Origin of the sequence: Capilliphycus salinus ALCB114379 (assembly GCF_047276495.1) — a bacterium.
Taxonomy (GTDB): domain Bacteria; phylum Cyanobacteriota; class Cyanobacteriia; order Cyanobacteriales; family Microcoleaceae; genus Capilliphycus; species Capilliphycus salinus.
Genome location: NZ_CP178543.1, coordinates 1034444 through 1057863, shown reverse-complemented (window position 1 = coordinate 1057863; position 23420 = coordinate 1034444). Strand labels below are relative to the sequence as shown.

At 44.6% G+C, this 23420-nt stretch carries 22 protein-coding genes and 2 pseudogenes; 13 read left to right on the top strand and 11 right to left on the bottom strand.

Annotation, left to right across the window (positions count from 1 at the left end; genetic code table 11):
• Window positions 1-41: 41 nt before the first annotated feature.
• From ACL6C3_RS04490 to ACL6C3_RS04480, 3 genes are all read right to left on the bottom strand, one after another.
• Window positions 42-209 carry a hypothetical protein gene (locus ACL6C3_RS04490; RefSeq protein ID WP_413165709.1) on the bottom strand — a complete coding sequence of 56 codons (168 nt, stop codon included), beginning with the start codon at window positions 207-209 and terminating at the stop codon, window positions 42-44.
• 335 nt (window positions 210-544) lie between these two features.
• Window positions 545-1384 (bottom strand): ribosome biogenesis GTPase YlqF, encoded by an 840-nt coding sequence (gene ylqF / locus ACL6C3_RS04485; RefSeq protein WP_413168258.1) that lies wholly within the window; start codon window positions 1382-1384, stop codon window positions 545-547.
• A 316-nt stretch (window positions 1385-1700) separates the two neighbouring features.
• Window positions 1701-2117: a universal stress protein gene (locus tag ACL6C3_RS04480; RefSeq protein WP_413165708.1), complete on the bottom strand. Its 417-nt coding sequence runs from the start codon at window positions 2115-2117 to the stop codon at window positions 1701-1703.
• 173 nt (window positions 2118-2290) lie between these two features.
• Here ACL6C3_RS04480 and ACL6C3_RS04475 point away from each other — a divergent pair, with 173 nt between their 5' ends.
• From ACL6C3_RS04475 to ACL6C3_RS04435, 9 genes and pseudogenes are all read left to right on the top strand, one after another.
• A complete protein-coding gene (locus ACL6C3_RS04475) occupies window positions 2291-3493 on the top strand; it encodes a phosphoglycerate kinase (protein ID WP_413165706.1) in 1203 nt (400 codons plus the stop codon).
• Between the two features lie 170 nt (window positions 3494-3663).
• Window positions 3664-3897 carry a hypothetical protein gene (locus ACL6C3_RS04470; RefSeq protein ID WP_413165704.1) on the top strand — a complete coding sequence of 78 codons (234 nt, stop codon included), beginning with the start codon at window positions 3664-3666 and terminating at the stop codon, window positions 3895-3897.
• A gap of 5 nt (window positions 3898-3902) precedes the next feature.
• A complete protein-coding gene (locus tag ACL6C3_RS04465) occupies window positions 3903-4106 on the top strand; it encodes a hypothetical protein (protein WP_413165702.1) in 204 nt (67 codons plus the stop codon).
• Window positions 4107-4236: 130 nt separating this feature from the next.
• The gene (locus tag ACL6C3_RS04460; RefSeq protein WP_413165700.1) at window positions 4237-4362 is read left to right on the top strand and encodes a hypothetical protein; all 126 of its coding nucleotides are present in this window, start codon (window positions 4237-4239) and stop codon (window positions 4360-4362) included.
• A gap of 60 nt (window positions 4363-4422) precedes the next feature.
• The gene (locus tag ACL6C3_RS04455) at window positions 4423-4647 is read left to right on the top strand and encodes a hypothetical protein (protein WP_413165698.1); all 225 of its coding nucleotides are present in this window, start codon (window positions 4423-4425) and stop codon (window positions 4645-4647) included.
• Window positions 4644-5033, top strand: a complete 390-nt coding sequence (locus ACL6C3_RS04450) for a type II toxin-antitoxin system death-on-curing family toxin (protein WP_413165696.1) — start codon at window positions 4644-4646, stop codon at window positions 5031-5033. The genes ACL6C3_RS04455 and ACL6C3_RS04450 overlap by 4 nt, the downstream gene beginning before the upstream one ends.
• A 364-nt stretch (window positions 5034-5397) precedes the next feature.
• Window positions 5398-7767 (top strand): annotated as a pseudogene (locus tag ACL6C3_RS04445) (tetratricopeptide repeat protein); the annotation flags it as partial.
• 36 nt (window positions 7768-7803) lie between these two features.
• Window positions 7804-9336, top strand: a pseudogene (locus tag ACL6C3_RS04440) (CHAT domain-containing protein).
• A gap of 264 nt (window positions 9337-9600) precedes the next feature.
• Window positions 9601-10821, top strand: a complete 1221-nt coding sequence (locus ACL6C3_RS04435; protein ID WP_413165694.1) for a caspase family protein — start codon at window positions 9601-9603, stop codon at window positions 10819-10821.
• Between the two features lie 130 nt (window positions 10822-10951).
• Here the strand turns inward: ACL6C3_RS04435 and ACL6C3_RS04430 are convergent, their stop codons facing one another.
• On the bottom strand, window positions 10952-11236 hold the full coding sequence (locus tag ACL6C3_RS04430; RefSeq protein WP_413165692.1) for a hypothetical protein: 285 nt from the start codon (window positions 11234-11236) through the stop codon (window positions 10952-10954).
• A gap of 398 nt (window positions 11237-11634) precedes the next feature.
• Here ACL6C3_RS04430 and ACL6C3_RS04425 point away from each other — a divergent pair, with 398 nt between their 5' ends.
• Window positions 11635-13491: a hypothetical protein gene (locus ACL6C3_RS04425; protein WP_413165689.1), complete on the top strand. Its 1857-nt coding sequence runs from the start codon at window positions 11635-11637 to the stop codon at window positions 13489-13491.
• Here ACL6C3_RS04425 and ACL6C3_RS04420 read toward each other — a convergent pair.
• The 4 genes from ACL6C3_RS04420 to ACL6C3_RS04405 all read right to left on the bottom strand — a co-directional run bounded on the left by ACL6C3_RS04420 (window position 13431) and on the right by ACL6C3_RS04405 (window position 16399).
• A complete protein-coding gene (locus ACL6C3_RS04420; RefSeq protein ID WP_413165687.1) occupies window positions 13431-13781 on the bottom strand; it encodes a hypothetical protein in 351 nt (116 codons plus the stop codon). The two genes, ACL6C3_RS04425 and ACL6C3_RS04420, sit on opposite strands and share 61 nt — an antisense overlap.
• Window positions 13782-14327: 546 nt before the next feature.
• Entirely contained in the window at window positions 14328-15092 is a 765-nt protein-coding gene (locus ACL6C3_RS04415; protein WP_413165685.1) for an alpha/beta fold hydrolase, read from the bottom strand.
• Window positions 15093-15236: 144 nt separating this feature from the next.
• The gene (gene fldA, locus ACL6C3_RS04410; protein WP_413165683.1) at window positions 15237-15749 is read right to left on the bottom strand and encodes a flavodoxin FldA; all 513 of its coding nucleotides are present in this window, start codon (window positions 15747-15749) and stop codon (window positions 15237-15239) included.
• A 482-nt stretch (window positions 15750-16231) separates the two neighbouring features.
• Entirely contained in the window at window positions 16232-16399 is a 168-nt protein-coding gene (locus ACL6C3_RS04405; RefSeq protein WP_413165681.1) for a DUF2256 domain-containing protein, read from the bottom strand.
• A gap of 61 nt (window positions 16400-16460) precedes the next feature.
• Between ACL6C3_RS04405 and ACL6C3_RS04400 the strand changes: the two genes are divergently transcribed.
• A complete protein-coding gene (locus ACL6C3_RS04400) occupies window positions 16461-17390 on the top strand; it encodes an RNA methyltransferase (protein WP_413165679.1) in 930 nt (309 codons plus the stop codon).
• A 272-nt stretch (window positions 17391-17662) separates the two neighbouring features.
• Window positions 17663-19261, top strand: coding sequence for a serine hydrolase (locus ACL6C3_RS04395; protein ID WP_413165677.1), 1599 nt, complete (start codon window positions 17663-17665; stop codon window positions 19259-19261).
• A 136-nt stretch (window positions 19262-19397) separates the two neighbouring features.
• Here the strand turns inward: ACL6C3_RS04395 and trxA are convergent, their stop codons facing one another.
• Together trxA and ACL6C3_RS04385 are read right to left on the bottom strand one after the other, a co-directional pair.
• Window positions 19398-19721: a thioredoxin gene (gene trxA / locus ACL6C3_RS04390; protein ID WP_413165675.1), complete on the bottom strand. Its 324-nt coding sequence runs from the start codon at window positions 19719-19721 to the stop codon at window positions 19398-19400.
• A 152-nt stretch (window positions 19722-19873) separates the two neighbouring features.
• Window positions 19874-20209 (bottom strand): 2Fe-2S iron-sulfur cluster-binding protein, encoded by a 336-nt coding sequence (locus ACL6C3_RS04385; RefSeq protein WP_413165673.1) that lies wholly within the window; start codon window positions 20207-20209, stop codon window positions 19874-19876.
• Window positions 20210-20509: 300 nt separating this feature from the next.
• On the opposite strand from ACL6C3_RS04385, the gene cimA reads away from it, so the two are divergent.
• On the top strand, window positions 20510-22132 hold the full coding sequence (gene cimA / locus ACL6C3_RS04380) for a citramalate synthase (RefSeq protein ID WP_413165671.1): 1623 nt from the start codon (window positions 20510-20512) through the stop codon (window positions 22130-22132).
• Window positions 22133-22198: 66 nt separating this feature from the next.
• Here cimA and ACL6C3_RS04375 read toward each other — a convergent pair whose 3' ends face one another.
• Window positions 22199-23206, bottom strand: coding sequence for a tetratricopeptide repeat protein (locus ACL6C3_RS04375; RefSeq protein WP_413165669.1), 1008 nt, complete (start codon window positions 23204-23206; stop codon window positions 22199-22201).
• Window positions 23207-23420 lie beyond the last annotated feature (214 nt).

Sequence of the window (23420 nt, the reverse complement as noted above, 5' to 3'; positions counted from 1 at the left end):
TTATGTGGGAAAGAGCCTATATTTTACCTTGGGGTTTGAACTCAAAATGTTAAATTAGACAGTTTTTGAGAATTTTTAGCCGTTAGACTCCAAATCACCAATAGCGACTCGATCATCTTTGACCCCAAATGTTGACCCCAGCTTTCAACCCGAGTCGTCGTTGGGGGTATACCTGAATGCGATCGCCGCTGTTGAGTGAGGTCTTCCAATTCTCCAGGATAGTAGATCGGTTGCCTGGGATCAAGGCGTGGGGTTTGGCATAAAGCGGAAATGGGGGCGGGTTTATATAGATTGTTTTTAGGAATATAGAGATTTTGGCTGAGGAAAGCCCCTACACAAGTCCGGTCTTCCACAGCAATTAAAATCAAGAGGAAAAATGAAACGGACAGGACTTAAAAATGGGGTGAATTGCAGATAAATTCCCTTATACTTTCTCCAAATTTAACGGTATTTCTGATTGTACTATCCCTATTAATTTCGTTTTGACAACCAATAAATTATTAAAACATATAAAAGTTAGCCGCAAATAAATTGACAATAAATGCTATGAATTAGGCGGTAATTCTAACGGAAGCGCCCCTAATAACCCTTTACGAAAATCATTTAAAATTTGACAGGCGGTGCGTTCGATATCGTCTTGATAAGATTCCGCCGCGAGTTGATGTAAATACAATTCTCCGGTTGTCAGATGATCGGGAGTAAAATTATAGCGATCGCCGAGCTTACTTTCTAACCCCAAATCTTGCAAAAATTCGACCAATGCCGCAGCAACTTCTTGATTTTCATAAGCCGCCTCGCCGATATCTTCACAGATAGCCAATTTTAACGCTTTTTCTTCACTTTTAATCCGCGAAGGAATCACACCCGGCGCATCCAATAACTCAATTTGATCGGAAATTCTCACCCAACGAAGCGATCGCGTAACCCCCGCACGTCTGGCACTTTCTACCACTTTTCGCTTCAATAACCGATTAATTAAAGCCGATTTTCCCACATTCGGAAATCCTATCACAACCGCTCGCACGGGACGAGGAAGCATCCCCCGACTCTTGCGCTTTTCGTTAACCTCAGCGCCCACTTTTTGAGCGGCTTTTGCAATTTCCGCCACCCCCTGTCCCTGTTGGGCGTTGGTAAAATAGGGTGTTTCCCCCTGTTCAATAAACCAATCTTCCCACTGTTGCTTGACTTCGGGCGAAATCATATCCATGCGGTTAACAACCAACACCTTCGCCTTGCTTCCCACCCATTCGGGAACTTGAGGATGATGGGTTGACACAGGGATACGCGCATCCCGCACCTCTAAAACGACATCAACTCGTTTGAGTTGTTCTTTGAGGTTGCGTTCAGCTTTAGCGATGTGACCGGGATACCATTGAATAGCCATAAAACAGAGGGAACGACGGATCAGGGAAGAATTTTGTAGGGGCGGGTTCCCCATTGATGTATGTTACTCACTAACAATCTTTATGAACCCGCCCCCTCGCACCGACCAGTTAGTTTTCAGACATACAGGGAATTTCATCCCGGGTAGAGGGGGCGGGTTGACAAAAGTTGTTTCTGGGAAGACAGACATCTTGGCAGAACCCGCCCCTACAGTTGTAATGTGAGGGAATTTCATCCCCGGTAGAGAGGGCGGGTTGACAAAACTTGTATCTGGGAAGACAGACATCTTGGTTGAACCGGCCCCTACAGTTGTAATGTTAGGGTACAACCAAAATGGGACAGGGAGAAAGATTAATCACCCGGTTGGTCACGCTGTCGGCGGCATTCCCTTCGGCCAAACCCATCCCCCGACTTCCCATCACGATGAGATCCGCCTCAATTTCATCGGCGACATCGCAAATGGTAAAAGCGGGTTTGCCCTCACGTTCGAGGGTTTTCACCTCAACTCCGGCCTTAACAAACATGGCTTGGGCTTCTGCGAGCAGTTTTTGAACCGCTTCTTCAGAAGTCATCTTCTCCGAATGGGGAGGTTCGCCGGTTTCGTCTTCCTCCGGTTCGAGGACGGCCAGGATCACCAGGTTGGCCTGGTAAGTTTTAACAATGTTAAGAGCCACATCAGCCGCTTCACGGGCTTCTCGGCTTTGATCGACAGGAAGTAAAACAGTCTTAAACATAACACGTCTGCTCCAAGACGCGGACTCCGGTAAAATGTTTACGGTGAACGGTTATTGATGAAAAGATATCATCATATCGATTGATCGACCGCTTAAACGCTGTTAATCAGTCAGTAGCTCCGCCCCGATTCCATTTGAACTCGATCATAAGAACCAATTAGGAGGTTAATCCTGTGACAAAGAAAACTGTAGCAAATTTATCGGCATCCGACTTATCCGGGAAAAAGGTACTGGTGCGGGCGGACTTTAACGTGCCAATCGACAACGGTTCTATTACTGATGATACTCGGATTCGCGCTGCCCTGCCGACGATTCAAGATTTAACCTCCAAAGGCGCTAAGGTGATTCTCACCAGTCACTTTGGTCGTCCGAAGGCTAAGGTGGTTGACTCCATGCGTTTAACGCCTGTTGCGGGTCGTCTGTCGGAACTGTTGGGTAAAGAAGTTAAAAAATGTGACGATTGCATCGGTGATGAAGTTGCTTCTGTCGTTAACTCGATGAATGATGGCGATGTGGTGCTTCTGGAGAACGTTCGCTTCTATGCGGGCGAAGAAGACAACGACCCCGAATTTGCCAAACAATTGGCGTCTGTTGCGGATATGTACGTTAACGATGCGTTCGGAACCGCCCACCGCGCCCATGCTTCCACTGAAGGCGTCACCAAATACCTCAGCCCCAGTGTAGCGGGTTTTCTGATCGAAAAGGAACTGCAATTCCTCAAGGGTGCTATTGATAATCCCCAACGTCCGTTAGCGGCGATTATTGGCGGTTCTAAGGTGTCTAGTAAGATTGGTGTGATTGAAGCCTTACTCGACAAGTGTGACAAGCTGCTGTTGGGCGGTGGGATGATTTTCACGTTCTACAAAGCCCGGGGTTTGAGTGTGGGTAAATCTCTGGTTGAAGACGATAAAATCGAACTGGCCAAGTCTTTGGAAGCCAAGGCCAAGGAAAAGGGCGTTGCGATGTTACTTCCGACGGATGTTGTTGTCGCCGATAAGTTCGATGCAGAAGCCAATACTCAAACCGTCAGCGTCGAAGAAATTCCCGACGGTTGGATGGGGTTGGATATTGGTCCGGAGTCGGTGAAAGTCTTCCAAGAGGCTTTGGGCGACTGCAAAACGGTTATCTGGAACGGTCCGATGGGTGTGTTTGAAATGGAGAAATTCGCCAAAGGTACCGAAGGCATCGCCCGCACTTTAGCCGATCTTACCGGAACTGGAACCACTACCATTATCGGGGGTGGTGACTCCGTTGCTGCGGTTGAACAGCTTTGTTTGGGTGAGAAAATGAGCCACATTTCTACGGGTGGCGGCGCGAGTTTGGAGTTGCTTGAAGGGAAAGAATTACCCGGTATTGCGGCTTTAGATGAAGCGTAATTTCTAATTACTATTACCGTTTTTTGGGTGCGTTGGCGATCGCGTAGGCGCACCTTTTTTTATCAGTTTTTTGTCGAAGGATTTAGAACAACAGCAGAGTTAACATCCGCAAATGAATTAGCTAAACAGCTTTTCAAGAAAATAAATCAGTATTTTAGGAGCAAACTGATTTGAATTTTAGGATTATAGGAGAAATTAATGATATTGAAACGATTGCAGTAGGGAACTCAATCCGAGAGTTAGAACGACTGCGAAAAGTTTATGGTTCTAGAAGGTGGCGAAAACTCAAAGTAATTGCTACAATTCAACTTGAAGACGGAACAGTTTGTCGAGCAGAAGTTCATTGGTATGAAGCTCATGGACTTGGTAAAAAAGAAATGAAAATCAAGTATATTTTGGAGTAAATCTGATGGAATTTGTGATTTGCATCAATAACCAAAATTACACAGCTTCTTTGGAAGTGAAGAAAATCTATCAAGTGATTCCCGATAAGTCTGCCAGTTTGCATGACATGATTCGAGTCATTGATGAATCTGGAGAAGATTATTTATATCCTCAAAACTACTTTATGTCTGTTGAACTTTCCGAAGCAATTATAAAAGCGATCAGCTAGCGCCACGCTACGCGAACGCAACGATTAACTAATTAACTCATAAGCGATTGGATAATTGAGTAATATCATGTTTTCTCTGACATGGCTTTCAAATGTTATAATTAATTTTTGAGGTTAATCTAACGTAAAAATGAATAAGTTTCACGAAGGTCAACACAATCAACAACATTTATCAAATGAAGAACAGAACGAATTAGAAGCCCTAGCGGAAGCCGAGTTAGCCGCCGCCAACGAACGAGCAAAGAAGCTCTTATAAAAAAAATAATCGCCTAAATAATTGTTACTGCTTTAAAAACATAGCCTACAAGTCAAAACAATGAGTCAATCAATCCGTCAAGAAATTGCCATGTTAGTTGGAGAATTACCGGATGAGCTTTTACCAGAAGCTTTGACACTTTTGCATTCTCTAGTCGAAAAAGCCGAGAAAACACATTTAGAAGATTCCTCTAATTTTAACTCGGATGAATTTGACAAGACAATAGCAGCATATCGAGTGATTAGCAAAAAGTATAAAAATGCTTTACGGGAATTAGCCCAGTGAACGAACCGCTATGGATTTCTGAAGAAGTTGTGCGAGTAATTCATCAAGATCAAATTCAACAGCATGGGGGTTATTTAGGAGTTAGGGATGAAAATCTTCTAGCTGCGAGTTTAGCTAGACCTAGACATTTATTTGTTTATGGTCAACCCAATTTATTTGAACTGGCTGCTGCTTATGGCTATAGTTTGGTCAAAAATCACCCCTTTATTGACGGAAATAAACGCATCGCTTTTGTCGTCATGGCAACTTTTTTATTGGTGAATGGTTATTTATTGGATGTTCCAGAAATGGAGGTTGTACAAATGATAGAACGGTTGGCGACAGACCAAGAAACTCAGGAGTCTTTAGCTCAATGGTTGAGAGAAAATTCTATTGAGCAAAGCTAACAGCATTTGCATAACCTCCCGAACAAAAGTGAAGCCCCCCAGCCCCCAACTTTGGAAATAGCCCCCCTCTTTAAAAGTCCCCCAGAATTGGGGGATTTAGGGGGCGGGGTCACGGGGGCGGGGGATTTAGGGGGCAAGAGAAAACAGCCCTCCACCCCCATTTGCATAACCTCCCGAACATCAGATATATATTGTGATGAGTGGTTCTTGCGGTGAGGAAATCCAATTGATGCGTCTACCCCAACAGTGGCTATCGGTTCTCAGCGTTAACAGCATCTTTCTGTTGAACTTGGGTTTCCCTTTGTTAACCCTACCCACAACCCTTCATCGCGGAGAAGTTATCGCCCAAACTGACCCCAATGTTGAAGCGGAAATATTATTGAGGCAGGGATTTGAACTGTTTCAACAAGGGACGGCAGAATCTTATAAACAGGCAATTGTAGTTTTAGAAAAAGCGCTACAACTTTATCAGCAAGTAGAAAACTTGGAAGGACAAGCTGCTAGTTTGTTAGGACTGGGTAGAATTTATGATGATTTGGGAGACTCTCAACGGGCGCTCTTATTCTACAACCAATCCCTTCCCCTCTTGCGACAACTGGAGAATAAAGCGGCTGAAGCTAGAACTCTTGCTCTTATTAGAAATCTCGGAAAAAATAACTCTACAGACCCCAATGTTGAAGCGGAAAGATTATTACAGCAGGGACTTGAACTGTTTCGGCAAGGGACAGCAGAATCTTATCAACAGGCAATTCCAGTTTTTGAAAAGGCACTACAACTTTTTCAGCAAGCGGGAAACTTGGAAGGACAAGCGGTTAGTTTGTTAGGACTGGGTAGAATTTATGATGATTTGGGAGACAAACAAACCGCCCTCGATTACTTCAACCAATCCCTTCCTTTATCGCGACAGGTGGGGGATAAGGCGGGGGAAGCGAGGACTCTCAACAATATTGGCGGTGTCTACTCAGATTTGGGAGACTCTCAGCAGGCGCTCGATTTCTACAACCAATCCCTTCCTTTAAGGCGACAGGTGGGGGATAAAGCAGGGGAAGCGACTACTCTCAACAATATTGGCCTGGTCTACTCTGATTTGGGAGACTCTCAGCAGGCGCTCGAATTCTACAACCAATCCCTTCCTTTAATGCAACAGGTGGGGAATAAAGCGGGGGAAGCGACTACTCTCAACAATATTGGCCTGGTCTACTCAGATTTGGGAGACTCTCAGCAGGCGCTCGAATACTACAACCAATCCCTTCCTTTAATGCAACAGGTGGGGAATAAAGCGGGGGAAGCGACTACTCTCACCAATATTGGCAATGTCTACAATGCTTTGGGAGATAAACAACTTGCCCTCGATTTCTACAACCAATCCCTTCCTTTATCGCGACAGGTGGGGGATAAGGCACAGGAAGCGACTACTCTCAACAATATTGGCAATGTCTACAATGCTTTGGGAGATAAACAACTTGCCCTCAATTTCTTCAACCAATCCCTTCCTTTATCGCGACAGGTTGGGGATAAGGCGGGGGAAGCGACTACTCTCAACAATATTGGCAATGTCTACAATGCTTTGGGAGATAAACAACTTGCCCTCGATTTCTTCAACCAATCCCTTCCTTTATCGCGACAGGTTGGGGATAAGGCGGGGGAAGCGAGCACTCTCACTGGTATTGGCCTTGTCTACTCAGATTTGGGAGACTCTCAACTTGCCCTCGATTTCTTCAACCAATCCCTTCCTTTATCGCGACAGGTGGGGGATAAGGCGGGGGAAGCACTCACTCTCAACAATATTGGCGGTGTCTACTCAAATTTGGGAGACTCTCAACTTGCCCTCGATTACTTCAACCAATCCCTTCCTTTAACGCGACAAGTGGGAAATAAAGCGGGGGAAGCCACCACTCTCTCTAATTTTGCTTTCCTCAAACGCAGTCAAGGCAACCTCACCGAAGCTTTAACAGACATAGAATCAGCGATTAATATTATTGAAGAACTCCGCACCAAAATTATTAGTCAAGACCTACGAACTTCTTACTTTGCGACAGTTTATGGTTATTATGAATTTTATATTGATTTGTTGATGGAGTTGCACCAACAAAACCCCAATCAAGGCTATGATGCCAAAGCGTTACACGCCAGCGAACGGGGTCGGGCGAGGAGTTTATTAGATATTTTAGCCGAGTCGGGGGCGAATATTAAGGAAGGGGTTGACCCGCAATTGTTGGCGGAAGAACAGAAATTACTGCAACGACTCAATGCGTTAGACCAAACCCGACAACTCAATCCGGGAGAAAGAAATATTGATGAATTAAAGCAGGAAATTGAAGCGGTTCGCGGCGAACTCCGAAACCTAGAAGTTGAAATCAAACGCAATAGTCCCCAATATGCTAATTTACAATATCCCTCACCGTTAACCGCCTCGGAAATTCAGCAACAAGTTCTCGACGATGAGACAGTGTTGTTGGTTTATTCGTTGGGAACTGTACGCAGTTTTTTATGGTTGGTGAGTACAACGGAAGTGAAAAGTTATCAACTCCCCAAACGTTCAGAAATAGAACCGTTAGCAACATCTTTTTTACAAGAAATTCAATCTTTGGCTGTCGTCCCGCCAACGGGTGAAAAGTTGAGTCAAATTTTATTATCTCCCGTTCTCAATCAGTTGGGAAATAAACGGTTAGTTATTGTTGGGGATGGGATTTTACAAACCGTTCCGTTTGCGGCGTTACCGATTTCTAGCCCTGTTTCTAGCCCACTAAATGCCCCCAAACCCCCAATAATGGGGGCTTTCATAGATGGGGGACTTGGAAAAATGGGGGACTTTGAATCTTCACTCCAGACTGTAAAAGTAGCATCCGTAACTTCTAATATTGAGGGAACTTTCAACAACTTTGAAAAGATTAGTTCCCCCCAAATTTGGGGGGCTAGGGGGGCTATCAACCCTCAGTTAAAGACTTATCGCCCCCTAAATCCCCCGGCCCCCAAACCCCCAATAATGGGGGCTTTCATAGATGGGGGACTTGGAAAGATGGGAGACTTTGAAAACTTTAAAAAGGTTAATTCCCCCCAAAGTTGGGGGGCTAGGGGGGCTATCAACCCTCAGTTAAAGACTTATCGCCCCCTAAATCCCCCGGCACCCGTGACCCCCAATAATGGGGGTAATGGGGGTATTCTGGGGGACTTTGAAAAGATTAGTTCCCCCCAAATTTGGGGGGCTAGGGGGGCTAAACTGACCTCAAGCGAAAGTCAGGGGAGTCAGAAAACCGATAATTCTTCCCTCCTTTCAGGGGGGATTGAGGGGGGTCAAAATCCTAATTCTTCCCGACTTTTAGGGGGGACTGAGGGGAGTCAAAATCCTAATTCTTCCCTCCTTTTAGGGGGGACTGAGGGGGGTAATTCGACCTCTCCCCCAACCCCTTTCTCACCCCCCTTTTTAAGGGGGGAAGGGGGGATCAAAGTAAGTCAAAATGCGAGTTATACACCGTTAATTGTTCAGAACGAAATTATCACATTGCCTTCCGCTTCCAGTCTGGCAATTCTCCGAGAACAAGTTCAAGGACGAACACCCGCCCCGAAAAAAGTTGCGGTTATTGCTGACCCCGTTTTTGAAGAAAATGACCCCCGTTTTCAAATTGCATCGTCAACAAAAACCGAAACCAATGATGTTAATAAAATTGTATTAAGACAATCTCTAGATGATTTTTTGGGTAAATCTTTTGGTCGTTTACAACACACTCGCCAAGAAGCAGAAGCAATTTTAGCGTTAGTTCCTGATAATTTAGAACGATTAGCACTAGATTTTAATGCTAACCGTCGAACCGCAACCGATTCTAATTTATCTCAATATCAAATCGTTCACTTTGCGACTCACGGACTGTTGAATGAAACCCAACCGGAATTATCAGGATTGGTGTTTTCTCTGTACGATGAACAAGGAACAGAAAAACCCTGATTTCTACAATTAAATGATATCTTTAATTTAACCCTTTCCGCCGATTTGGTGGTGTTGAGTGCGTGTCAAACGGGAGTTGGTCAGGAGATTCGGGGCGAAGGATTGGTGAGTTTAACGCGGGGTTTTATGTATGCCGGCGCGGAACGAATTGTCGTTAGTTTGTGGGCGGTTGCGGATGGTTCTACCTCGGAATTTATGCAAAATTATTATCGAAAAATATTAGAAATAGATTCAAATCCCGCCACAGCGATGCGAGAAGTTCAGTTAGAAATGATTCAGTCTGATAATTATAATGCACCTTTCTTTTGGGCGCCGTTTGTGTTTCAGGGAGAGTGGAAAACCGGACTTTCAACCCGGTGATTTATCCCCCATTATCCCCCGCCCCCAAACCCCCAATTTTGGGGGCTTTGATAATGGGGGTAAAAGGGGGACTTTCAACACATTCCTTGCCTCCCTTTTTAAGGGAGGTGCCGCAGGCGGAGGGATCAAAGCAATTCAATTTCACAGAGAATTAGTAGGAGTGAATCGTTGTTTTTAAGCTGTTAAATTTGAGGTGTTTAAGCGAATATTATGCTAAACTCATTTATAAAGGATTAACTATATCTTTAAACACAACATTTAAAAATGTCTTTGACTTCTCGTCGGCGTTTCGTTGAATTTGCGGGTTCAGCCCTTGCAACTCTCGGACTCAATTCTGTGAATTTGCTTCCCAAATTCGACCGTTACGGTAAAGTATTGGCCGAAAGTACCCCTCGGAAACTGGCTTTGTTAGTCGGGATTAACCAATATCAAGATGACCCGTTAAACGGCTGCGTTAACGATGTAAGAATGCAGCAACTTTTACTGATTCACCGTTTCGGATTTAATCCCCAAGATATTTTAATTTTAACCGATAAACAAGCAACCCGTCAAGGAATTTTAGAAGCGTTTGAAGAACATTTAATTAAACAAGCAAAACCGGGTGATGTTGCAGTTTTTCATTATTCTGGACATGGTTCTCGTGTTCTCGATCCCAATCCCATTCCTCTGAAAAGTCCGATTGTTGACGGTACGGGTTTGAATGGAACTTTTGTTCCGGTTGATAGTTCCCTTCCTGCGGGTTATCGGAATGTTGGCGGCACCGTTGATGATATTATGGGACACACTTTATTTTTGTTGATGTCCGCAATCAAAACTGAATATTTTACCGCAGTTCTTGATAGCTGTTTTTCGGGATTAAAAACTAGAGATTTTCAAGTTCGTTCGCGAGATGGGGGAGAAAAAATAGAAATTTCGCCCAAAGAAAAAGCCTATCAAGAACAGTGGCTTTCCCGTCTTGATATGTCTCCCGAAGAGTTTGTACAAGGATATCAAAAAGGCGTTGCTAAGGGTGTAGTTCTCGCTTCCGCCCAACCCAGTCAAACGGCTAAAGATGTCAAAATTCTTGATTTTCACGTGGGTATTTTTAGTTATTTATTAACTCAATATCTCTGGCAAAACACTGGAACCCCAGAAAATGCGATCGCCTATACAAATGAAAAAATTCCGCGAAAATTAGCTCAAAATCCACTTTATGAAGTTAAAATTGATAGCAGATATGAAAATAACCCGATGTATTTTATACCAAATACGAGTCCGGTAGCCAATGCGGTGATTATGGAAATAAAAGGAAATCAAGCCCAAATTTGGTTGGGAGGATTAACAACCGAACAAAAAGCGCAATTAAAGCCGGGAACCCTATTAAATGTTGTCAATTCTCAATCCAATTCATCGGGAAAAGCTATCTTTCAATCTCGTAATGGTTTGGTTGGAATTGCCACAATAAGGGGAAATCTGCAAATTGGAATGTTATTGTCTTTGTCATAGAAATATTATAAAATTAAATAAAATCCTCCAAATATAAGAGCAGGTTTAGCCTGGTAAACCCGCCCTTATACGACTTAGGAGGACTAAATTTTACCGATTAACTCGGTTTCTGCGAACGGTTGACTGTTAATTAAGCTTTCGGTTTGGTTAAATTAGCACAATAGCCTTCATCAACCACTTTTGTAGAAATACGAGCGGGTTGAACGTCCACGCCTTTGGGGAGGGGACGGGAAACGGTATGGAAACCCACCTGCTTACAGACCACTTGGTTACTGCCGATCGCAGCATAATCCCAAATGTACACCTGAGGATCGTTTGGAGTTGTATTTGTCGTGGCGTTAGCGGGTGTGAACGTGCCTGAACCCCACAAGACTAAAACCAATGCCGTTAAAGCGGCGATCAGGTACTTGAACATGGCGAATCGTTGGTTTGAAAAGTCAGTTAATCAATTGATTCCTATTATATCCTCAGAATCTTCAATACTTATCAAGTTTAACGGTTCCATTTTCCCCTTCTGGGTTCTCACCATTTGGGGTCAAGATCCAACATTTGTTAAACCGACTCGATTACCATAAATAAAACCCCGTCTGATGGAACGGGGTCAATCTGGGGTGTTTCTCTATGCATCTGTAAATAAGATATCAAGGAAGCTCGGTTCACCACAATGTATGAATTACGGATCTTTTTTTTTGATCGGAACCGCAACTTACGTGAAAACACGTAGAAAATAGCGGTGTTGTTCTCACAACAGATACATTGAGGCAAAAAATCCGCTTTTCTCACCCCGAAAAACTCACCCGGAGAACACCCCTGATGAAGCTCAAACCCTTTGCTATTGCGGCACTTTTCCTTACACTCAGTAGTACACTTAGTTGTTCCAGTCTGACCGCAGACCAAACCCCCGAAAATTTGACAGAAAATTTCTCGACGTCCACCCGCACCTGGGACAACGACAGCGAACAAGGTTTTCAACAGCGCAGTCTGGCCATCCGTCAAAGAGTCGCCTCAGAAGACCTCAATAAACTCGATGCGTGGTGGCGACGCATTAAACTGGGCGATCCTCACAAATACGTGCTTCCCGTTATTCTCGCCCGTCTGAGTCTACCCGAACAGTACGACCCGGAAACCCTTTGGCCGTTTTTACGCAGTTTGGACAAAGATCGCCCCGACTTGTACCATTTTCGCGCCATTCACGATATTCGCCTGTTTTTCCTGCTTCGCGATCAACTTCCCCCCGACCTCGAAACCACCTATCGCCAGATGTTAGAAAGTCCCGAAGTCACCCAATGGATGGAACAAGGCACCGAAAATCATATGTTCATGCAGCGGGGATCGGGACTGGCTTTGATGGATGGTAGCGGTTGGCCAAATGGGGCGCCCGGTGTGGCTGCAACCAATGAAGCGTGGTTACGGACTGAACTCAATAAATTTCTCACTATCGGTCAGGGCGAGTTTCATTCTTCAACTTACTACGGTTATGCGATCGCCGGTTTGCTGAATATCTACGATTTTGCCAAAACTCCCGAACTCCGACAACTCGCCAAAGCGACTCTCGACTGGTTTGCAGCAAATATGGCGGTTCGTCTCAGTTGGGGAACCGCAGGGGGCGCCGAAAGTCGGGGGTTTGATCGCGGGACTTGGGATGGTAGCGAGTTGGCTGCGGTCGCCTGGGTGTGGTGGGGGGATGACCCGCAAACGGCTTCTCGTATCCCCCAAAAATACGCTTGGGTGGGGGTTCCGGCGGCGTTGAGTTCCTACCGTCCTCCTGCGGAAATGACGGCTTTAGCCAAAAAAGAAGTCAAACTCCCGTTTTTATTGAAAGCCAGTCATCCGAATTATTATAGTTATCATCAAGATAATCAATTTTGGGAAACGTTTTATATCACGGAAGATTACAGTTTATCTACGCTGTTAATTCCGTTTCGATCTTATCAGGTTCAGGGGACGATTAACGCCCAATACGCGACCTATAAACTGGTTATTCGCGACCCCAAAGGTGTTAGTAATGCGGTGGTCGGTTTGGGGGGAATTTATCACAGTCCGATGGCTGCGGGGAATTCTCCGGGCGATCAATTTTTGCAGGAAAAAGGAACGGTTCTTTATCAATTAAGGTTAAGCGATCGCGATCTTGAAGCGGGGGTTCCTGCGCGTTCTCATTTGGTGCTTCCGACTCGTTATGGTGAACCTCAAAGATATAAGAATTGGTATATTTGGCAAGTTGAAAATGTTTGGTTATCTGTTCGGGTTTGGGGAGATACGATAGACTGGAAACCGCAAGTTTCAGAAACCGATTCTGATTATCAAGTGTTAGCTGCAAATGGGGTGAATACGGCTTGGATCACTGAGGTGGTTTCTCTCGATGATGCGCCCAATTTGGAAGCTTTACAAAACCGTTTAGACCAAACGGAAGTTGACGATCGCCTCTGGACGAATTTAGGTCAATTATCCTATAAATCGATCACAGGCGATCGCTTAGAATTGATTTACGAACCCAATGGCGGTATTGGACGGGGAACGGTGAATGATCGAGAACGTATTTTAGGAAATTGGGCGGTGTTGGAGAGTCCTTATTTGAAACAAGAATTATCCGGTGGTATTTTAGAACTTATTCACCCGGAAGGACGTTGGAAATTACGCACAACATTGGCGGCGCCGGAATGGGAGGAGTAAGCTTCTTGTAAGCGTAATTTTTTGTCTCCACAAGATTCATAATCTCTACATCCTAAGGCTTCTTCTGTTAGCGCCATTTTAGGATTAACTGTACATTTGAGGCGATAATCTCCGGTAAAATACGCACAGCGACTACAAGGAATACTATGCAGGCGTTTAAGATGATGAATTCCATCTCTAAATGCTTGCTGTAGACTCCATATAAACAAAGCGGTTAATCCCAAGGCGCTGATTGAATAAAGCAAGCGCACGGGATGGAAGGTTATACTTAATAGAACGACTTGAATCATTAAACTTACGACCTCACAATTAATAGTTTATAGAGGTTCTTTGAAGAACGTCTAACCTTTGATTTCGGACTTTTCTGAAATACAAACAATTCCGCTTTTGATCGTTAATCTAAGTTAGAAATCATCGACGGTATTTTTTAAGTATTTCATCTTATATTTTCGCATAATTTTTATAGACTTTCAGCTAGTATATCGATTAATTTAAGCTTACTCTATTGACAATAATCGCCGTTTAATTATCCAGAGTCTATAGAAAATGGAACCTGATTTTTAAGGGTGAAAATTAGCATTAATTTCAATAATATTTTTTCTTTGTCCGGTATTAACTGGTGACTGGTGACAGGTGTTGCAGCGCGGACTTGGCGGTTTCCGTATCGGAGCGCGAACTCGCGACTTGGCGGTTTCCGTCGAGAGCGAAGTTCGCAAGAGAGCAACTGCTGAACCCGGAGGGTGACTGGTGACTGAAAAGGGGCGGGTTTATTTCACTTATTTGCTAGTAATTAAAGGTTAACTCGAACCCGCCCCTACAAAGCGCCCCTACATGACTTATAAATAGCCTTTGAGGGTTGAACAAATTGGAGTTTTGGCTTCGCCCTGAGTCGAAAACCACTCCATTTCTGACCAGAAATTGAGAATTTTGTCTTGAACTAATTGGGGATAAAAGTGATGGAAGAAATGACCGCCTTGGGGAACTTGAACAACGCGATCACCGGTTTTTAACATACTTCTCCAGCCTTGTAATTCCTGATTATCGACAATCACATCATCTTCGCTTCCACAAACCATTAAAGGTACTGAAACGGGAATCGGAGATAAACTGGTTCGTTTGAGTAAAGAATGAACGGAGAGGGATTCTTTTAAGTCTCGATCTAGCATCGACATTAAGCGTAAACGGGTGGCTAATTTCTGATATCCGAATAAGGTTTCAACGGTTTTTTCGAGTAGCACTTGACGACTGCAAGGCATCAGTTGAAACTGTACATAATAATGGGCTTTCCAGTCTACGGTCGGATGAACTCCGACGGATAATAGGGTTAAAGATTTGACTCTTTCGGGATGTTTATTGGCGTACATTAATGCCAGTAACCCACCCGTGCTATGACCGATTAAATGAATGGGTTTATTGTGGGATTTCAGATAATCATGCACTAATGTTACTGCGGTTTCCATACAACTGGGTTCGTCTGGACTTTGACGGTATTCCCAATAGGCGAGTCTCATGGTTTGAGACAGTTGATTTACTAATTGTTGGTCAAAGTGTCGCAAACTTGAGCTAGTATTTAACCAAAGTGCATCCGCTAAATTAGACATGAGATTGACTCCAAATGAGATAGATTTACAGATCAAACAGCAAACTGTTTTTGTTCGGACTATTTTTATATTCAATTTTAAAAAAACTTAGAAAGTCAGAGATCGGTGAATGTTTGTAGGGGAATCTCTGACGCGGTTTAAAGATTAAATTCCAAATTCTGTTTTCAGTTGTTCTACCCAACTTTTTATCCGTTTATCGGTGAGTTCAGACTGATTATCTTCGTCTAAAGCTAAACCGACAAACTTACCATTTTTAACCGCTTTTGAGGTTTCATGTTCGTATCCATCAACAGACCAATGACCGACCGTTGTTCCGCCTAACTCGGAAATTTTTTCTTCTAACATTCCCATCGCATCTTGGAAGTTATCGGGATAACCGATTTGATCCCCATTCCCAAAATAGGCGACTTTTTTTCCGGTAAAATCGAGATTATCCAGTTCCTCAAAATAACCATCCCAATCACTTTGAAGTTCGCCAATATTCCAGGTTGGACAGCCAATAATTAAACAGTCATAGTTTTGTAATTGTTCTAATTCGGCTTCTGCAATATCGTACATTTCGACAATATCTTCGCCGCCAAATTCGGCTTGAATCATTTCCGCCGCCGTTTCTGTTTTTCCGGTTGTTGTTCCGAAAAATAAACCAATTTTTGACATGATTTCTCCTTGAATTCAAGAATAAACGTAGACCCCAAAAATAATCCTCAGCGTTGAGATTTCAGCAGAGAAAAGGGTGCTGTTGTTCAACTCGGGCTGAGTCTTTTGAGTATTAATAGGATAAATTCTCAATTGTTGGAAAAAATGTTCTCCGGGTTGCTAAACCCTGCTTTCAGTGACTTCTGGAATTCTCCTTAATTCTAAATTACCAGACCCGCCCAACTATTGCAAGTCTTTTTCAATAAAATTTTGGATTTATTTCCGTTTTGGTGCTGAAAACGGTTCCGCGATGGGGTTTTCAGCCTGACAGCCCCGAAAAAGAGTTGATATAGTCTCTCAATAAATTAAATAATTATTTTACCCCGAGCCAACTAAGCGATCGCAGAGAAATCGGCCCGGAGGAGAGTTGTCAGGGTCCGGGGCTGTCTTATAATTAAAGAGCAAAAACAGATCGCAGCAACAAGTCCAAGGCGATCAGTAGTTTATTGGGATTCTGGAGTGGCCTGTTGGTTTTTTCGTCGCCGACAGCGATCGGAACAGTATTTGACCTCATCCCAACAGTCAGCCCACTTTTTTCGCCAGGTAAAAGGACGGCCACAGACAGGACAAATTTTTGTTGGCAAGTCAGATTTAGAACGCTGGCGAGCCATGTTAAGTTATTTGAGTTGCAGGTGATCAACAACTAGCATACCATTGTCCAGGTTATAGACGGTGTTAGACGAAGCATTAGCCAACATACGGATTATATTAGTCGAGCCGGCCGGAGAATTAAACGTCGGTTCAGTGGCTCGAATTATGAAAAATATGGGATTGCGACAATTAGTAATCGTCAATCCCCAATGCGATCCCCGAAGCGAGGACGCCAAAAAAATGGCCGTTCATGCAGCCGATCTCCTCGAAAGCGCAACCCAAACCGCAACGCTCCCAGAAGCCCTATCGGGATGTCAACGGGCGATCGCAACCACAGCACGGGAACGATCCCTCGACAGAAGATTAGAACATCCCCATAATGCTTTAGGATGGTTACTGGAAGCGCCAGGAGCTTTGATTTTCGGCCCGGAAGATCGAGGACTGAGCAACGAAGAACTCAAGTATGCTCAAAGATTTGTTCGGATTCCGTCGAGTTCAACCTATCCGTCGTTAAACCTGGCGCAAGCGGTGGCCGTCTGTTGTTATGAACTGTCTCAACTGGCGAACCCGATCCCGAATCTTTCGCGATCGAACTTGTCTTCGAGTGAAGTTTCTCAGGGGGGATCAGTTCCGGTTGGATCGACATCTCTAGCGCCGCTCGAACGTCTAGAAGGATTTTACGAACATCTCGAAACCCTCTTGCTGAACATTGGTTATCTTTACCCCCATACGGCGGCGAGTCGCATGGAAAAATTTCGGCGCTTGTTTAATCGCGCTAATTTATCTCAAACCGAAGTCGATATGCTCAGGGGAATTCTCTCACAAATGGAATGGGCCTTAAACTCCTCTCAACAATCCGGTACAGTTGATGATACTCTGATAGCGTCATCTGATGCGGTTGCAGATCGGCCGTGCGATCCCCAGAGCAATGCTTTACGGGAAGGCTCACCCTCAGTTGAACAGCCAGCTAAAACTTTAGAGAGCGAATCCTCAAATGAAAGCTCAATGTAGTGTTGAGAGATCTAAAATCAAAGATTCTTCTGTTAACAGCAATTGCTGTCTGTGTCCTTGTCAATTGTGGACTTATTCTGAGAAACAGATATCTCAATCGAAGAACGGATTAAGCGATTTGCTGGAAATTCAAAATCTAGACTTGCGAAGATTCAAATAATCCGTTTTTGAGAAAAGTCGCTTTGGGGAAACCTAAACCTGCGCTTTTCGCTTTTCGACTCCGTATCCGTTTGATTTTAGTTTGGTTGATCACAGTTTATTAGGTGTTTGGTGTGGCCCAGCGATCTCCCCGTCATTTATCGCTCATTTCTTCTTCTAACTCCGGCTCTCGCTCTCGGGAGTCTCCCGCTCGCAGTCGCTCTCAACCTCCGGCTTCGCGGCGTCGGCGTCGTTCTCGTCGGAACGCTTCATCGGAGTCTCAGGGCTTTTTCAAGGGGTTGATGAACCCTTTGGCGCGATTCAAATCCTCAAAATCGACAAATGCACCCTCTCGTTTCTCCTCGGGAAATGTCCCGCTCTCTCGTTCCCCGGAGTCGTTAGAACCGTTAGTTTCTCAACTGCGCCAACAACAACAAACTCGCTCCCGACAACAGCAGCGCCCCAAAACTCCTCCGAAACGTAAGCGCGGACGTCAAAGTTCAAGTTCGCCTTTACCGCCTTTGGTTGTCAGTAATCGCAGAAATCAGAAGCTACCCTCTCCCCCTTCTAACCGTCAAACTATCGGTATCACCCCGACGTCGGTTGTGACTTCTGCGCCCTCTGCGCTGTCTTCTCGCCCTCCGCGAGTCGCCAAAAGGCCAAAACGTCGCTTTTCACCGATGATTTATGGGGCGCGTTTGTTGATTTTGGGAATTGGGATCGGGGTGATCTCCGGTACCGTATTATCGATCTTAAGTTCTCTCGGACGTTTGGGTTCTTCTGCGGCGTCTACGGCTAATTTAGGTCTTGAGGCGCAATTGGAAGCCACTCCCACCCCGGTTGGTGTGGAAACCCTTCCTTTATCGGTTCAACTCAACCAAGAACTCAAAAGTCTTCAACAGCAAATCTTAGGTTTAACGCGAGAAAATACGGACTTAACACCCGGTATTTTATTGGTTGATTTGGATACGGGCGGCTATGTTGATATTAATAGTGAGTCGGCTTTACCCGCAGCTAGTACGATTAAAGTTCCGATTTTAGTGGCATTTTTTCAAGCCGTTGATGAAGGTAAAATTAGTCTCGATGAAGTGTTAACGATGGAAGATGAGCATATCGCCGGCGGTTCGGGTGATATGCAGTATCAACCTTCGGGAACTGAATACACGGCTTTGGAAACGGCGACTAAAATGATTGTGATTAGCGATAATACGGCTACCAATATGTTAATTGAACGCTTGGGGGGTGCGGAGTTTCTCAATCAAAAGTTTCTCGATTGGGGCTTGAAAAATACGGTGATTCGAGATGTACTTCCCGATTTAAGAGGAACGAATAAAACCACAGCCAGAGATTTGGTGAATTTGTTGACCCAACTCAATCAGGGTGGATTGGTTTCGATGAAATCTCGCGATCGCATTTTTAGAATTATGGAGGAAACCGAAAATAATACTCTGCTGGCTAGCGGTTTAGGTCGCGGTGCGGTTATTGCTCATAAAACGGGGAATTTAAAGTCGGTTTCTGCTGATGTGGGTTTGATTGATTTACCCAATGGAAAGCGGTATTTATTGGCGGTTATTGTTGAACGAAATGATGAAGATTCGGCGGCGGAATCTCTGATTCGCAATATTTCTCAAACGGTTTATGAAAGTTTCAATCGTTCACCTACCACCGAAACTGAATCAACAGACAAAGTTGAGGACGGTGAAAATTTAGACGGTACAGAGGGAGAAGAATAAGAATTATCAGGACAAAATTAAAGCATCTAAGGGGTTTTAGAAGTTCATCGGTTCGGAAGTAATCGCGCCTTGTCCGAGTGCTATGTTATCCGTTGAAACTTCTCCCAATACACCATTTTAGACTATTTTATGAAGTCTATAAAAGTCGTGCAACGGCGCTGCTGAAGTCTTCGTAAGGCTTCACCCCGATTATGGTTTCTACTAATTCACCGTTTTTAAAGAGCAAAATAGCCGGAATACTTCTAATTCCAAACCGTTTAGCAAGGGGTTTATTAGAATCGAGATCCAGCTTGAACACTTTGGCGCGATCGCTATACTCATCAGCCAATTGATCGATTAAAGGTGCTACAATTTTGCAGGGGCCGCACCAGGTAGCCGTGCAGTCTACAACCAATAAGGACTCATTTGCTAAAAGCGAATCAAACTCAGTTTCATTTTGAATAAATGTAGCCGTACCCATTTGTTTATCTCCAAAATTGTTTATGATTGGGATCGATCGGTCAATCAGCCCCTAGCCGATCTCAAATCGGTTCTAAATACTCTGGAGTTACTCTATCGCGATCTGCACCTCAAAAATCAAAACCAACTTAAAAGTTAACGAAAATTTCTTGACTACGTTTCTGTCCAAACCAATTGCGAACCCTGTCCCCAAAACCCATCGTATTTTTTAACTTTAATATCGCCCAATACTTGAACGTGACAAGCTAGACGGCGAGTGGTTTCGGGAGAATGGGGAGGAAGAGATAATCTGGCTTTTTCTCGCCACTGAAGTTCAGAAACTTCCCCAACAATTTCCACCGCACAAGTTCCACAGGTGCCAATTCCCCGACAATTGATGATAGAAGCCTGACCATTATAAAGATCGATACCATTTTTCAGTAACACTTGACGCAAATTTTCACCGCGATCGCAAGTAATCGTTTTTCCCTGAACCTGAATACTTACCATAAAAGTGTTCTCCTCAAGTGAGGCTAAAGATATTTTTAAAGATTTTACCAAGTTTTAGCAAAAATATCCCCCTCAAAAAAAAGTTGCCAAAAAGACTAGACAAAACCGGGGGGTAAAATTAGATAATAGAAAAATTGAGTCTTTCAAACCAACTCAAAAAAAATATACAACTCAAACCCTGCCCATTCAAACCTCAAACAGAATCATCCCCAGATTCTAAACAATACTGGTGATTTTAGGGGCGAGTTGAACCTGTGTTAGTTCCTACGAACCCATCAGATAACCATCCACCAAAACACCATGACTCACCCCACCTGCTGGATTTACGATACCACGCTGCGAGACGGCGCCCAACGAGAAGGAATATCCCTCTCGATAGAAGACAAACTGAGAATTGCTCACCGTCTGGATGCGTTGGGAATCCCCTTTATCGAGGGCGGTTGGCCCGGAGCCAACCCCAAAGACGTGCAGTTTTTTTGGCGACTCCAAGAAGACCCCCTGACCCAAGCGGAAATTGTGGCTTTTTGTTCGACCCGCAGACCCGGAACCAGTGCCGCCACCGACCCCGCATTTAAACCGATTTTATCGGCCGGAACCCGTTGGGTGACACTTTTTGGAAAATCCTGGGATTTACACGTTATAGAGGGTTTAAAGACCAGTTTAGAAGAAAATTTAGCGATGATAGGAGACTCCATCGAGTTTCTGATCGCTCAGGGTCGGCGAATCATCTACGATGCCGAACACTGGTTTGATGGCTACAAACAAAACCCGGAATACGCCCTCAAAACCCTAGAAGCCTCAGCCCGAGCGGGTGCGGAATGGTTGGTTCTCTGCGATACGAATGGCGGCACCCTTCCCCACGAAGTTGAGGAAATTACCCAAATTGTCGTGGAAGCGGTGGCAAGTTGGGACTTAAACAGTATACCGCAAATCGGGATTCACACCCACAACGACTCGGGAACCGCAGTCGCGAACGCACTGATGGCGGTTCGGTCGGGGGCGAGAATGGTTCAGGGGACAATGAATGGTTACGGGGAACGTTGCGGAAATGCCAATTTGTGTACGGTTATCCCCAATTTACAACTCAAACTCGGTTATTCTTGCATCGGGGAAGACCAAATTTTCAAACTAACAGAAACCAGCCGGTTGGTGAGCGAATTAGTGAATTTGGCACCCGATGAACACGCGCCGTTTGTGGGGTTATCGGCGTTTGCTCATAAAGGGGGAATTCATGTGTCAGCCGTCCAGAAAAACCCGTTAACTTACGAACATATTGAACCGGAAAAGGTAGGAAATAAACGGCGAATTGTCATTTCGGAACAGTCGGGTTTAAGTAATGTTTTGGTCAAGGCGCGGAGTTTTGGCATTGAACTTGATCGCAATCATCCCACTTGTCGGGAAATTTTGCAACGGTTAAAAGAATTGGAACATCAAGGCTATCAGTTTGAAGCGGCTGAAGCGAGTTTTGAGTTGTTGATGCGAGAAGTTTTATCAACTCGAAAATCCTTGTTTGAAATTAAAGGGTTTCAGGTTCATTGTGACAAACGAACCGAAGACATGAGCAGTTCTTTAGCAACGGTAAAAGTAACGGTAAATGGAGAAGAAATCCTCGCTTCGGCGGAAGGAAACGGTCCGGTTTCGGCGTTAGACTCGGCGTTAAGAAAGGCGCTATTGAGTTTTTATCCGAGTATTGCCCAATTTCAACTGACCGATTATAAAGTGAGAATATTGGATGGGAGAGAGGGAACATCTGCCAAAACTCGGGTGTTAATTGAGTCGAGTAACGGTCAGAAACGGTGGACAACGGTTGGCGTTTCGACGAATATTTTAGATGCGTCTTATCAGGCGGTTGTTGAGGGGTTAGAATATGGTTTATTATTAACTCAATCCCAAGAAAATCCCGTTTCAGTAAAGTTGAGTTAAACGGATTTATCCCCCTCGCCCCCGCTTTTCCGGGGGTTAAAACCCGCCGACAATAACGGTGCAAAATCACCTTTGCTTTTTCAGCAGTTCCCGGTAACGTTGAAACAGGGGTTCGGCTTCATCCAAGCGTCCTTGTTCTTTGTAGAGTAATGCCAAGTTGTTGAGGCTGGTAGCGACATCGGGATGGTTTTCTCCCAGGGCTTTCTCGCGGATAGCCAAGGAACGTAGATAGAGGGGTTCGGCTTCATTGTAGCGTCTTTGGGAACGGTAGAGTTCTGCCAAGTTGTTGAGGGTAGTGCCGACAAGGGGATGGTTTTCTCCCAAGGCTTTCTCACCGATAGCCAAAGAACGTAGATAGAGGGGTTCGGCTTCATCGTAGCGTCGTTGGTTTTGGTAGAGTAATGCCAAGTTGTTCAGGCTGGTGCCGACATCGGGATGGTTTTCCCCCAAGGCTTTCTCCGAAATAGCCAAAGAACGTAGATAGAGGGGTTCGGCTTCATTGTAGCGCCCTTGGTTTTGGTAGAGTGTTGCCAAGCTGTTCAGGCTGATGCCGACAAAGGGATGATATTTTCCCAAGGCTTTCTCAACAATAGCCAAGGAACGTAGATAGAGGGGTTCGGCTTCATCGTAGCGTCCTTGGTCACTGTAGAGTCCTCCCAAGTTGTTGAGGCTGGCGGCGACATCGGGATGGTTTTTTCCCAAAATTTTCTCGCGCATAGCCAAGGAACGTAGATAGAGAGGTTCGGCTTCATCGTAGCGTCCTTGATAGTTATGCAGTTGACCCAGAAAATCGAGCGATTTAGCAACGGCAAGATTCTCCGATCCTAAAGCATTCTCGACAATTGTCAAAGCTTTTTCAACCAGGGGAATGGCATCATTGTATTTGCCTTGGTCATAGAGTTGGCGTGCTTGTTGAACGAGTCGTTTGACTTCCTCAAATTCATCGGACTGTTGAACCAATAACACGGGTGAGTTTGTCTGTCGGCTAGCAGCTTGATGTGTTGCTGTTAACAGTGTAAAACATCCAACGAAAACCGTTAGCCAGAAAAAGGGGTTGCGGAGAGTTCGCTTCATCGGGTAGATGCCAATATCAACTTCATAATTTCTTATCTGTGAACGGTGTTAAACTTATGCAATTTTGACCCCCCTCAGTCTTCCCGAAAAGGACCGAAGAAAGTTCACCCCCCTCAGTTCACCCTAAAAGGAGGGACTTTATAAAAATAATGCGATCGCTGGATTAGCAAAAATCCTTTAAAATTTCAATATAGCTATTCTCTGCACCCACTCA